Here is a 12,842-nt window from a genome sequence, read left to right on the forward strand (position 1 = left end):
GTCCCCTTCGCTATCTTTGCGTTCTTGGTGTAAACCTCCTGTCCCATGACTGATATTGTAATTCTCTCCGCCACCCGCACACCGCTCGGCGCCTTTCAGGGCGCTCTCTTCTCCGTTCCCGCCGCCCGACTTGGCGCGGCCGCCATCAAGGGCGCGGTCGCCCAGGCCGGCGTCAATCCCCACGACATCACCGACTGCCTCATGGGCAACGTGCTCCAGGCCGGCCAGGGCCAGGCTCCGGCACGGCAGGCGGCCATCTACGCCGGGCTGCCGACGTCGGTTCGCTGCGTCACCGTGCACAAGGTCTGCGGTTCCGGGATGCAAACCGTCATGGGGGCCTCGCACTTCCTCGCCGGCGGCATGGGCCACATCGCGGTCGCCGGCGGCATGGAGAACATGTCGCTCGCGCCCTACCTGCTCCCGAAAGCCCGCGACGGCTACCGCATCGGTCACCAGCAGGTGATCGACTCGATGATCTCGGACGGCCTGTGGGACCCGTATAACAACCTTCACATGGGCAACTGCGCGGAGCAGTGTGCGACGAAATACAAGTTCACCCGCGAGGCGCAGGACGCCTACGCCATCGAAAGTTTCAAGCGCGCCAACGCCGCGCAGAAGGACGGCAAGTTCGCGGCCGAGATCACCCCGGTCGAGATCACCGACGCCAAGGGCAATGTCACCAAGGTCGAGCACGACGAGGGCCCGGCCAAGGTGAAGTATGACAAGATCCCCTCGCTCAAGCCGTCGTTCCAGAAGGACGGCACGATCACGCCGGCCAACGCGTCGAGCATCAACGACGGTGCCGCCGCCCTGGTGCTGACCACCGCACAGACCGCGCTGAAGCGCAGCCTGAAACCCATCGCGCGCCTCGCCGGCTTCGGCAGTCACGCACAGGATCCGGTTTGGTTCACGACCGCGCCGGTGCAGGCCGCGCAAAGCGCCCTCGACGCGGCCGGCTGGACCGCGGACATGGTCGACCTCTGGGAAGTGAATGAAGCCTTTGCCGTCGTGCCGATGGCCTTCGCGCAGGAGCTGCACATCCCGGCCGCCAAGCTCAACGTCCGCGGCGGCGCCATCTCGCTCGGCCACCCCATCGGCTGCTCCGGCGCCCGCATTATTGTGACACTCATCGCCGCCCTCAAGGAACGCGAACTCAAGCGCGGCGTTGCCGCCATCTGCATCGGCGGCGGCGAAGGCCTGGCCGTGTGTGTGGAACTTCTATGAATCTAGTCACAGAGAACACGGAGTTTGCACAGAGGTCACCGAGTTCCTTTTGAACCTCAGTGCACTCCGTGAGTCCTCTGTGAACTCAGTGTCCTTGCTTTGATCCCATGAGCAAAGTCTACCCCAATGCCCCGGCCGCCCTTGCGGGCCTGTTGCACGACAATATGACCGTCGCCGCGGGCGGGTTCGGGCTGTGTGGGATCCCGGAGAACCTGATCGCCGCGCTGCGCGACAGCGGTGTGAAGGGTCTGACCATCGTCGGGAACAACGCCGGCGTGGACGGCTTCGGCATGGGTATCCTCCTCACGACGCGACAGGTGAAGAAGGTGATGGCTTCCTACGTGGGCGAGAACAAGGAGTTCGAGCGCCAGGTGCTGGCCGGTGAACTCGAACTCGAGCTCATCCCGCAGGGCACGCTGGCCGAGCGGTTGCGCGCGGGCGGCGCCGGCATCCCGGGCTTCTACACGCGCACGGCCTTCGGCACGAAGCTGGCGGAAGGGAAGGAGACCAAGGTTTTCGACGGCAAGGAGTATGTCCTCGAGCCGGGCATCAAGGCCGGGGTCTCGCTGGTGAAAGCGTGGAAGGGTGACAAGTCGGGCAATCTCGTCTTCCGGAAAACCGCGCGGAACTTCAACCCGATGATCGCCACCTGCGGCACGGTCTGCGTCGCCGAGGTCGAGCAGCTCGTCGAGGTGGGGGAGCTGGCGCCCGACGACATCCACACGCCGGGCATTTACGTCGACCGCATCATCCAGGGCGCGGCCTACGAGAAGCGCATCGAGTTCCGCACCGTGCAGGGCAGCGCCGCGTCAAAGAAAGAGACGCCCATCCGGGAATTGATGGCGAAGCGCGCCGCTCTGGAATTGCGTGACGGCTATTACGTAAACCTCGGCATCGGCATCCCAACGCTCGTGGCGAACTTCATCCCGAAGGGCATGAACGTGACGCTGCAGTCCGAGAACGGCCTGCTCGGCATCGGGCCGTTCCCGGCCGACGACCAGGTGGACGCCGATCTGATCAACGCCGGCAAGCAGACGATCTCGACGATCCCCGGCTCGGCGTTCTTCTCGAGCTCCGACTCGTTCGCCATGATCCGCGGCGGGCACATCGACCTGTCGATCCTCGGCGCGCTCGAGGTGGCCGACAACGGCGACATCGCGAACTGGATGGTGCCGGGCAAGATGGTGAAGGGCCCCGGCGGCGCGATGGATCTCGTCGCCGGCGTGAAGCGCGTCGTGGCCGTGATGGAGCACACCGCGAAGGACGGCAGCCCGAAGATTCTCAAGGCCTGCTCGCTGCCCATCACCGGCAAGGGCGTCGTCAGTCTCATCATCACCGATCTCTGCGTGTTCGAGGTGAAGCCGGGCGGCGGTCTCGTGCTGATCGAGCTGCACCCGGGTGTGACGCTCGATGAGGTGAAAGCCAGGACGGGCGCGTCGTTTGCCGCAAAGCTCTAGGTGGTGTCAGACAAGTTCGGTTCATATTGTAGGAGCCTGCTTGCAGGCGATTCAGGCGTGAGGATTGGTTCCGCGGATTAAAATCGCCTGCAAGCAGGCTCCTACATTCGGGAATTGGTCCCTTGAGATTATGCAGCGAACTTATCTGACGGGGCGCTAGGTGGAGCGCGGCCTCCGGACGCGCTTGCAGGATCTTCGCCAAGCCAACCCGTCCGGAGGCCGGGTTCCACCTTGATCCGTCCCCGCTACGACGGATTAGGCGGCGGCTTCTACTAACGGAAAACAGATTATTATTTAACACCTCGACAGAGCCGGGCTTGGGCATGAACTGAAAGACCACCCCATGCCCCCGCAGGACGCCGAACAAGCCCGTTGGTTCGCCGAGGAAGTGCAGCCGCACGAATCCTCGCTGCGGGCCTACCTGCGCAACCGCTTCCCCGGCCACCCGGATATCGACGATCTCGTCCAGGAGACCTACGCGCGGCTGCTGCAGGCCCGGGAGGCGCACCCGGTGCACGCCCCGCGCTCGTTCCTGTTCGCCACGGCGCGCAACGCCGCCCTCGATTTCTTCCGCCGCCGGCAGGTGGTCGCAATCGACGGCCTAGCTGAAATCGACCTCCTGCCCGTCTTGGAAGATAGGCCCGGTGTGGCCGAAACCGTCTGCCATGACCAGGAACTCCAATTGCTCGCCGCCGCGATCCAGGCGCTGCCCGCCCGCTGCCGGCAGGTGATGACCCTGCGCAAGATCTATGGCCTTACCCACCGCGACATCGCGCAGCAGCTCGAGATCTCCGAGCACACCGTCAACGCCCAGCTCGCCATCGGCGTCCTGCGGCTGCGGACCTACCTGCGCGCCCACGGCGTGACCGGGACCCACGACTGATGAATTCCAGCTCCTCCACTCCGCCCCTGAAGGGCCCCGAGGCCGACGCCATCGAGGCCACTGCCGCCGTCTGGCTCGGCCGGCGCGACCGCGGAATGAGCGAGGCCGAGACCGCCACGTTCATCCGCTGGCTGCAGCAGGACGCCCGCCATGCCGAGGTGTTCGCCGAACTGGACGACACGTGGAAAAGTTTCAACCGGCTCCGCGTGGCCCGGCCGGCCGGGATGGGACGGCCCGACGCCGACCTGCTCGCGCCGCGCCGCCGGCGTCATCGCGTCCTGTGGGCCTGCGCGGCCCTGACCGCGGCCGCCGCCGTCGTGTTTCTCGCGCTGGCGTGGCCGCGCGTGCCGGGGGCGAACCTGCACCGGAACGTCGTCACCGCCGTCGGGGCGTTCCAGAAGATGGATCTGCCCGACGGCTCCGTCGTGCAGCTGAACACCGACAGCGCGATCGACGTCCAGTATACCGCCGGCGAGCGGCGCGTGCGGCTCGTGCGCGGCGAAGCTCATTTCGCCGTCGCGAAGAATCCCGACCGCCCCTTCATCGTCAGCGCCGGCCAGGTGGCCGTGCGCGCGGTGGGCACGGCCTTCAACGTCCGCTTGCGTTCCTCCGCCGTCGAGGTGCTCGTCACCGAGGGCAAGGTGCAGGTGAACGACAGCGTGCAGGGCGGCTCGCTGCTCATGGCGCGCGCCGAGGAGCCGACCCCGCTGCTCGTGGCGGGCGAGCGCGCCACCATTCCCCTGCAGGCCGTCACCGGCCGCGCGGCCGCCGCCGTGGCGCCGGTCGCGCCGGCGGAGGTCGAGCGGGCGCTCGCCTGGCAGGAGCGCCGGCTCGAATTCGAGGATGTGCCGCTGGCCGAGGTCGTGGCGGAATTCAACCGCTACAACACCCATCAGCTCGTGATCGACGATCCCCGGCTCGAGACACGGCGCTTCGGCGGGACCTTCCGGGCCGACGGTTACCCGGCGTTCGTGCGCCTGCTGGAGACGACCTTCGGCGTCACCGCCGAGCGCAGCGAGGACCGGACGATGCTCCGGCTCAAGTGACCGCTCCCGGCTCCGGCCGGGAAATATTTTTAGATGTTTTCGTGATCCAGACCGTCTTCCTCATTGCCGGCGGATTACCCCGTCAAACGATCCCCGGTCTTTCACCCCATGACCAAGCACCTTACGTCCTGCCGGCCCGCGGGCCGGCGTTCCCCCCGTATTTTCCAGGCGGTGTTCACCGTCCTGTTGGCCCTCGCGCTGTCGGCCGGGCTCGGCGCCGCCGAGCCGGTCCGCAAGGACTACGATCTCCCCGCGGCGGCCGCGGCCGCCGCGCTCAAGCAGTTCTCCGCGCAGTCCGGCGAACAGCTCTTGTTTTCCGCCGACGCGGTCGCCGGCGTGACGACCCAGCCCGTCAAGGGACGGTTCACCGCCCGCGAGGCGCTCGACCGTCTGGTCGCCGGCACCAACCTGATCGTGCAGCAGGACGAGCGCACCGGCGCGCTGGCCGTGACCCGCAAGGCCCCGGCTGAAAACAAGCCGGCCCCCGCCCCGAAGGCCGCCGCCAAGGGCGAGGACAGCCCCGTCCTGCTCGAGAAGTTCGTCGTCACCGGCTCGAACATCCACCGGCTCGACCAGGAAAGAGTCCTGCCCCTCACCGTCATCACCCCGGCGGACATGGCGATCCGCGACGCGTCGCAGCCGTCGGATTTGCTGCAGGCGTTGCCCATGGTCACGGGGTTGCCCGGAAACGAGACGGCGTTTGCCACCCAGAATGCACGCGGGGACAATGCCTCGGTGTCGTTGCGCGGCCTGGTTTCAGGCAATACGCTGATTCTGCTCAATGGGCGCCGGCTCGTGCCGCACCCGATCAGTCAAAGCGAAGGCACGGTGATCGCCCTTTCCACCAACGTAAATCAATTGCCCAACCGCGGCCTGGCCAGCGTGGAGGTGCTGCGCGACGGGGCCTCGTCAATTTACGGAACCGACGCGGTTGCCGGCGTGGTGAACTACATCACCCAGACCCGTTTTACCGGAACCGAGCTGGCGTTGCATTACGGGGAAACCAGTTACCACGACGGCAAGGAGGTGCGCGCCACGCTCACCCATGGGCTCGATTTCGCCAACAACAAGGGACACTTCCTGATCATTGCCGACTTCTATGACCGGCAGGCGATCTACCAGCGCGACCGGCCTTTCGATCCGACGGGAGACCTCACCGGGGTGGCCCCGGCCCCGTGGAATGTCCCGACCGACACCACCTTTAATTTTCGCTCAACCTCGAGCGCCTACGGCAGCTACCTGACGGGCATGGTCACCGCCACCGACCAATACGGGACCGTCACGACTTTCTCGCGCATTGTGCCCAATGCCCTTCAGGCCACGCTCATGAACCCGACTTCGGGGCTGTTTGCCATCGTCCCGGTGACCGGCAGCCAGCCGGTGATCGCGAAAGCCACTCCGACCCGCGCCGCCAGCGGGCCGGGCTTCGACTACTTTTGGAACAGCAATGTCTACCGGGTGATCCAGCCGCAATCCACGCGAGGCAACATCTTCACGGGCACCACCTATGAGCTCAACGACCGGATCACCGCCTTTGCGGACCTGAGCCTGTATCGGGCCCATTCTTATACCTATCGCGAGCCCGATACCTATTCGGCGAGCTCGGATGGATTCCTCATTGTCCCGACGACGAATCCCTACAATCCGTTTGGCACGCGATTCTGGGATCCCGCCGGCGCGCCCAATGCCGACGGCACACCGCGGCTTACGGGCACGCCCCTGGCCGTGTCCATCACCAACAAGCGGTTCGAAGACCTCGCCACCCGCCTGGACACCGTGACCGACTCGGTCTATCGCGGCTTGGTCGGACTGCGGGGCAAGGTGGCGGATTCCTGGAATTGGGAATCGGCCGCGCTCTGGTCGGAAGGCCGCGCCACCGAATATGAGGCGGGATCCACGCGGCGGAGCCTGCTCAAGGCGGCGATCAACCAAACCGATCCGACCCTGGCGTTCAATCCGTTCGAAAAGACCTTCGCCGTCCAAAACGGCACCATCGCCGTCACCGGCGAAGCGCAAAACCCGGAGAGCGTGATCGCCACGTTTCGCGCGCCTTACATCCGCAGCGGAACCACCAAACTGGGCAGCGGGGACTTCAAGGCTTCCGGGGAGATCTATCCCATCTGGGGCGGCAACATCATCAGTGGCGCGTTCGGCGGCGAATTTCGCTACGAGTCGTATGACGACGTTCGCCCTCCGTTTGTCGGCCTGAGTCCGGCCGGCTCGGGCCTGAATCCCACCCTGGGGGACTTTGTCTCCGCCTCGTCGCGACCGGATACGCACGGGCAACGGCACGTCGCGGCCGCCTATGCCGAGTCGGTGATACCCCTGCTGAACAGCGAGCATGCCTTGCCTCTGGTCCACGCACTGGAATTGACGGCCTCGGCCAGATTCGAGCGGTATTCGGATTTTGGTTCCACGGTTAAGCCAAAATATGGACTCAATTGGAAACCGGCACCGTGGATGATGGTCCGGGCCTCATACAACGAGGGCTTCCATGCCCCCAATCTCGCCGAATTGTTCACCGGCAGCCAGATCAGCAAAAACCTCGGCGCCAAGGACACCTACCGCGCAAATGTCACGCAACTTGCGACGGATTCCTCAACCACCCTTAACGTCATCTCGTCCGGCAATAGCAGCCTCAGGCCGGAGAAGTCGGTGGGCAAATCCGGCGGCATCGTCATCGATGTGCCGCGGATCACCGGGCTCTCGCTCTCGGTCGACTACTGGGAGATCCGGCAAAAGGACGTGATCGCCTCCGGGGGCGGGATCCCCGATGATACCGCGGCCCTCCTCAACGCCACGCAGGCGGCGCTGGCGGCCGGGCAGAATATCAACTCGATTGACCTGGGCTCCGGAACCCTCAACTACAAAGGCGACGCCTCCGTCGTGCGCCTTCCGGTCACCCAGGCGGACAAGGATCTTTTCGCGGCCTACAACGCCACTCAGCCGCCCGGCAACCAGCGGGCCGTGGTCGGGGCCATCAACTACACCCTGGCCAGTTATTTCAACAAGGCGGAGCAGTTCGTGAACGGCTTCGATTTCGATCTCAACTATCGGCTGCCAAGGATGGCGCTCGGCAATTTCACGTTCGATACGGCCTGGACGCTGCTAAACTCCTTTTATTCATACAATGCCGCGGGCGCTCCCCGCACCGAATTGCGGGACAGCAACGGGGTGGCCGTGGGTGGCGCAACGCCGCGCTGGCGTGGAACCGTGACGCTCAGATGGCAACACCGGCACTGGGGAGCAGGCGTGGGCATGTATTATACGGGCAGCTTCACCGATGTTGCGGCGACGACCTCCCAGACCACTTATGATTCACTGGGCGATCCCGGCTATATCCGCCCGGTGTTTTCCAATGGCGCTTACAGTTATCGTTATGTCGTGCACGATTCAGAATCGTATAACGTAAACCTGAGCTATCACTTCACCTCGAAAAACCGGTGGCTGAACGATACGGAATTTCGCCTCGGCATTAACAACGTGCTCAACACCAAGCCGCCGCTGAGCGCCAATTCGATCGGCTATGATCCCACGGTCTACAATGTCATGGCCCGGGGCCGCACCTTTTCGTTTCAAATTACGAAAAAGCTCTAGGGCCTCGTCAGAAACTGTGGTCGCCGTGACCATAAAGTCCGCGCCCGGGCTTCTTTCCTAATGCGCGTTCAGGTGCCGTTCAGTCTCGATTCAGGCGACCCGGGCCTAATGCTCGGTTTCACCCCGGCCCCATGAAACGCTTTCTTCCCAACCTCTACGTCCAGGTCCTCCTGGCGATCCTCGCCGGCGTGCTGCTCGGCTGGCAGAATCCGGCGCTCGGCGCCCAGCTCAAGCCGCTGGGCGACGCGTTCATCAAGCTCATCCGGATGCTGATCGGCCCGATCATCTTCACGACCGTGGTCGGGGGGATCGCCGGCATGAACGACATGAAGAAGGTCGGGCGGGTGGGGCTGAAGGCGCTCATCTACTTCGAGGTCATCACGACCGTGGCGCTCGTCATCGGCCTCATCGTGGTCAACTGGATGCAGCCCGGCGCCGGCATCAACGCCGATCCCGCCACCCTCGACGCCAAGGCCGTCGCGACCTACACGACCGCGGCCAGCCACCTCAGCTGGGTCGACTGGCTGTTGCACATCATCCCGGACACCTTTGTCAGCGCCTTCGCGGAGGGGGACCTGCTCCAGGTGCTGTTGATCGCCGTGTTGTCCGGTTTCGCGCTGGCAAAACTGGGCGAGCGCGGCCGGCCGGTGCTCGACCTGCTGCACCAGGTTTCACACGTGTTCTTCGGCATCGTGGGATTCGTCACAAAGGTGGCACCCGTCGCCGCCTTCGGCGCCATGGCCTTCACCGTCGGCAAATACGGCCTCGGGTCGCTGCTCTCGCTCGGGAAGCTGATGCTGTGCGTCTATCTCACCTGCGGGCTCTTCGTCTTTGTCGTCCTCGGGCTCGTCGCCCGGGTGCACGGCTTCAGCCTCTGGCGCCTGCTGGTCTGGATCAAGGAGGAGATCCTGATCGTGCTCGGTACCTCGTCCTCGGAAAGCGTGCTGCCGCGCATGATGCTGCGCATGGAAGAAATCGGCTGCGCCCGGCCGATCGTCGGCATCGTCCTGCCGGCCGGCTACTCCTTCAATCTCGACGGCACCTGCATCTACCTGACGATGGCCGCGATGTTCGTGGCGCAGGCGACCAACACGTCGCTGACCCTGGCGCAGGAGCTCGGCATCCTCGCCGTCCTGCTGATCACGTCCAAGGGTGCGGCGGGCGTCACGGGCAGCGGCTTCGTCACGCTGGCCGCGACCCTGGGGGTGGTGGGCCACATTCCCGTCGCGGGCATCGCGCTGCTCCTCGGCGTCGACCGCTTCATGTCCGAGGCGCGGGCGCTCACCAACCTCTGCGGCAACGCCGTGGCCATGGTCGTCGTGGCCATGTGGGAGGGGGAGTTCGACCGGACGAAGGGTGCGCGGATTTTGCGCCGACCGCCGTCATCTGCTTTGTAGGGTCGTCGCTTGCGACGACCTCGCCTGGAAATAGCCCAAGGTCGTCGCAAGCGACGACCCTACACCGAAAGATCCGCTTACCCCATGAAACTGTTCACCATCCTCCTCGGTTTCGCTTTCGCCTCCACCCTCTCCGCCGCGGCCATGCCGGCCGGCGCCGGAATCCAGGACATCGCCACCACCGGCGGCGTCATCAAGGTCTTCACCTACCGGCCGTCGCTCTACCAGGACGGGCCGCTCGTGCTCGTGTTCCACGGCATCAGCCGCAACGCCGAGGACTACCGCAATTTCGCCATCGCCGTCGCCGAGCGCTTCAAGGTCCTCGTGGCCGCGCCGCTGTTCGACAAGGCACGTTTTCCGGCCGACGCCTACATCCGCGGCGGCCTGCTCAACCAGGACGGCACGCTGCGGCCGCGCGAGTCGTGGACCTATGCGCTCGTGCCGCAGCTGATCGCGGCGCTGCGGACGGGGGAGGGAAAACCCACCTTGCCCTATTATCTGCTCGGCCACTCGGCCGGCGGCCAGTTCCTCGAGCGGTTCGCGGCTTTCTATCCGACCGAGGCGAAGCGCATCGTCGCCGGCAATCCCGGCAGCCACCTGTTCCCGCGGCGCGACCGGGACTTCGGCTACGGTTTCGGCCAACTCCCGGCGGAGATCGGCGACGATGCGGCGCTGCAGCGCTACCTCGCCGCCCCGCTCACGCTCTATCTCGGCACCGGCGACATCCTGACCAACACGGACAACCTCGACCGGTCGCCCGAGGCGGAGCGACAGGGCGCGTTCCGGCTGGCCCGCGGCCGCGCCTGCTTTGAGTTTGCACAGAAGCTGGCCGCCGAGCGCGGCTGGACGTTCAACTGGCGCAAAGTGGAGACGCCCGGCATCGGCCACGACGGCGGCGGCATGTTCGCCGCGCCCGAGATGGCGGAGGCGCTGCTGGGACACTGACAATGTAGGGCGGGATCACCGTATCCCGCCTCGGGTGTGCCATGGTCTTCGAACAAAGGCGGGATGCGGTGATCCCGCCCTACAGATGCGGCTGGTCGTGAAAAATCCGGCCTCCGCCACTGCTCCGTTGCCAAAGCGGGGTTTTCCGCCCTAGCGTGCGGGTTCCCCTATGAAACATCCCCGCCTCCTCCTCGCCGCCCTCGGCCTTGCCACCGTGGCATCCCTCGTGGCCGCCGATCCCGCCAAACCCGTCGCGCCGCGCTTCAGCCCCGGCAACATGGATCCGACCGTCGACCCCCGCAAGGACTTCGCCCACTTCGCGTGGGGCGCCTGGGCGAAGGCCAACCCGATTCCCGCCGACAAGTCCCGCTGGGGCGCTTTCAACGAGCTCGACCAATACAACCAGACCGCGCTGAAGGGCATCCTTGAGAGCGCCGCCGCCAAGTCGCATGAACCCGGTTCGATCGAACAGAAGGTCGGTGATTTCTACGCCTCGGCCATGGACACCGCGGCCATCGATGCCGCCGGGCTCAAGCCCATCGCCACCGACCTCGCGCAGGTCGCGGCCATCGCCTCGCCGGCCGACCTGGCCCGGACCGTGGCGGACCTGCACAACCAGCAGGTCGCCGTCCTGTTCAACCTGGGTGTGGCGCCCGACGAGAAGAACAGCGTGTTGAACGTGTTGCAGGCCAACCAGGGCGGCCTGAGCCTCCCGAGCAAGGAATACTACTTCGCCCCGCAGTATGAAAAGCAGCGCACGGGCTTTGTAGCGCACGTCGCCAAGATGTTCGAGCTGGCCGGCGACGCGCCGGCGACCGCCGCCGGCGGCGCCCAGACCGTGTTCGAGGTGGAAAAGTCCCTCGCCAACAATGCGCGCACCCCGATCGAGCTGCGTGATTCGCTCGCCAACTACAACAAGATGGCCACCGCCGACCTCGTGGCCAAGGTGCCGGCGTTCCCCTTCGCCACCTACCTGGCGGAGCGCGGCATCGGCGGCCCGGCCGCCGCCGGGATCATCGTCGGCCAGCCGAAGTTCTTCGAGGGCCTGCAGGAGCAGCTGGCCGCCCGCCCGCTCGGCGACTGGAAGACCTACCTGCGCTACCGCATCCTCCGCGCCGACGCCCCCTTCCTCGCCGGGCCGTTCGAGAACGAGCGGTTCCGCTTCTACGGCACCGAGCTGCAGGGCACGCCCGCCCAGGAGCCCCGCTGGCAGCGTGCGGCCCGCACGGTGGACGGCGAGATCGGCGAGGCGCTCGGCCAGTTGTATGTCGCGCAATACTATCCGCCGGAGGCCAAGGCCCGGATGGAAGTGATGATCCACAACATCGTCGCCGTCATGCGCGACCGCCTCGGCCAGCTCGAGTGGATGACGCCGGCGACGCGCCAGAAGGCGCTCGCGAAGTTCGACCGCTTCTACGCCAAGGTCGGCCACCCCGAGAAGTGGCGCGACTACTCGACGGTCAAGATCGTGCACGGCGACTATTTCGCGAACATCCGCGCCGCGAACCAGTTCGAGGACAAGCGCAACCTCGCGAAGCTGGGCACGAAGGTGGACAAGACCGAGTGGTTCATGTCGCCCCCGACGGTCAACGCCTACTTCGACCCGACGGCCAACAACATCAACTTTCCCGCCGGCATCCTCCAGCCGCCGTTCTTCGACTTCACGCTCGACGACGCCGTCAACTACGGCGGCATCGGCGCGGTCATCGGCCACGAGATCACGCACGGCTTCGACGACCAGGGCCGCCACTATGACGGCGACGGCAACCTGAGCGAGTGGTGGACCGATGCCGACGCCAAGGAGTTCCAGGCCCGCGCCCAGAAGGTCATCGACCAATTCGACGGCTACGAGGTGCTGCCCGGCGTGCACGTGAAGGGCGCGCTGACCCTCGGTGAGAACATCGCCGACCTCGGCGGCGTCACGCTCGCCTACGAGGCGCTCGAGCGCTCGCTCGTCGGCAAGGAGCGCAAGCTGATCGACGGGTTCACCCCGGAGCAGCGGTTCTTCCTCGCCTGGGCGCAGGTCTGGCGCACGAACATCCGCGACGCCGAGCAGGCGCGCCGCGTCAACATCGACCCGCACGCCCCCGGCTGGTGCCGCGCCATCGGGCCGCTGGTGAACTTCCAGCCCTTCTACGACGCCTTCAACATCAAGGAAGGCGACCCGATGTGGGTCCCGCCCGAGAAGCGCGCCAAGATCTGGTGAGGTTGGTTTAACCACTGATGGGTTCCGCCAATGGGCGGAACCCACGTTTACCCCTTCGCCTGATCGGCTCCGGGATAAATTCAAGGG

At 65.7% G+C, this 12,842-nt stretch carries 8 protein-coding genes; all 8 read left to right on the top strand.

Annotated elements, in window-relative coordinates; genetic code table 11:
* Positions 1-45 precede the first annotated feature (45 nt).
* The 8 genes from BLU29_RS08795 (at position 46) to BLU29_RS08830 (ending at position 12,755) form a co-directional block, all read left to right on the top strand.
* A complete protein-coding gene (locus BLU29_RS08795) occupies positions 46-1,224 on the top strand; it encodes a thiolase family protein (RefSeq protein ID WP_091056815.1) in 1,179 nt (392 codons plus the stop codon).
* Positions 1,225-1,331: 107 nt separating this feature from the next.
* A complete protein-coding gene (locus BLU29_RS18740; protein ID WP_091056817.1) occupies positions 1,332-2,681 on the top strand; it encodes a 3-oxoacid CoA-transferase in 1,350 nt (449 codons plus the stop codon).
* Positions 2,682-3,024: 343 nt separating this feature from the next.
* A complete protein-coding gene (locus BLU29_RS08805; RefSeq protein ID WP_091056819.1) occupies positions 3,025-3,564 on the top strand; it encodes a sigma-70 family RNA polymerase sigma factor in 540 nt (179 codons plus the stop codon).
* Complete coding sequence (locus BLU29_RS08810; RefSeq protein WP_091056822.1) at positions 3,564-4,610, top strand: FecR domain-containing protein; 1,047 nt, start codon at positions 3,564-3,566, stop codon at positions 4,608-4,610. The genes BLU29_RS08805 and BLU29_RS08810 overlap by 1 nt, the downstream gene beginning before the upstream one ends.
* Before the next feature lie 108 nt (positions 4,611-4,718).
* The gene (locus BLU29_RS08815; RefSeq protein WP_091056823.1) at positions 4,719-8,207 is read left to right on the top strand and encodes a TonB-dependent receptor; all 3,489 of its coding nucleotides are present in this window, start codon (positions 4,719-4,721) and stop codon (positions 8,205-8,207) included.
* A gap of 131 nt (positions 8,208-8,338) precedes the next feature.
* The gene (locus tag BLU29_RS08820; RefSeq protein WP_091056826.1) at positions 8,339-9,604 is read left to right on the top strand and encodes a dicarboxylate/amino acid:cation symporter; all 1,266 of its coding nucleotides are present in this window, start codon (positions 8,339-8,341) and stop codon (positions 9,602-9,604) included.
* Between the two features lie 84 nt (positions 9,605-9,688).
* On the top strand, positions 9,689-10,549 hold the full coding sequence (locus BLU29_RS08825; RefSeq protein ID WP_091056827.1) for a hypothetical protein: 861 nt from the start codon (positions 9,689-9,691) through the stop codon (positions 10,547-10,549).
* A 169-nt stretch (positions 10,550-10,718) separates the two neighbouring features.
* Positions 10,719-12,755: a M13 family metallopeptidase gene (locus BLU29_RS08830; protein ID WP_091056830.1), complete on the top strand. Its 2,037-nt coding sequence runs from the start codon at positions 10,719-10,721 to the stop codon at positions 12,753-12,755.
* Positions 12,756-12,842: the final 87 nt, after the last annotated feature.

Origin of the sequence: Opitutus sp. GAS368, from assembly GCF_900104925.1 — a bacterium.
Classification (GTDB): Bacteria; Verrucomicrobiota; Verrucomicrobiia; order Opitutales; family Opitutaceae; genus Lacunisphaera.

Bases quoted from the DNA above. Each gene is read 5' to 3' on its own strand.
- BLU29_RS08795 (WP_091056815.1), top strand. From the start codon at position 46: ATGACTGATATTGTAATTCTCTCCGCCACCCGCACACCGCTCGGCGCC.
- BLU29_RS18740 (WP_091056817.1), top strand. From the start codon at position 1,332: ATGAGCAAAGTCTACCCCAATGCCCCGGCCGCCCTTGCGGGCCTGTTG.
- BLU29_RS08805 (WP_091056819.1), top strand. From the start codon at position 3,025: ATGCCCCCGCAGGACGCCGAACAAGCCCGTTGGTTCGCCGAGGAAGTG.
- BLU29_RS08810 (WP_091056822.1), top strand. From the start codon at position 3,564: ATGAATTCCAGCTCCTCCACTCCGCCCCTGAAGGGCCCCGAGGCCGAC.
- BLU29_RS08815 (WP_091056823.1), top strand. From the start codon at position 4,719: ATGACCAAGCACCTTACGTCCTGCCGGCCCGCGGGCCGGCGTTCCCCC.
- BLU29_RS08820 (WP_091056826.1), top strand. From the start codon at position 8,339: ATGAAACGCTTTCTTCCCAACCTCTACGTCCAGGTCCTCCTGGCGATC.
- BLU29_RS08825 (WP_091056827.1), top strand. From the start codon at position 9,689: ATGAAACTGTTCACCATCCTCCTCGGTTTCGCTTTCGCCTCCACCCTC.
- BLU29_RS08830 (WP_091056830.1), top strand. From the start codon at position 10,719: ATGAAACATCCCCGCCTCCTCCTCGCCGCCCTCGGCCTTGCCACCGTG.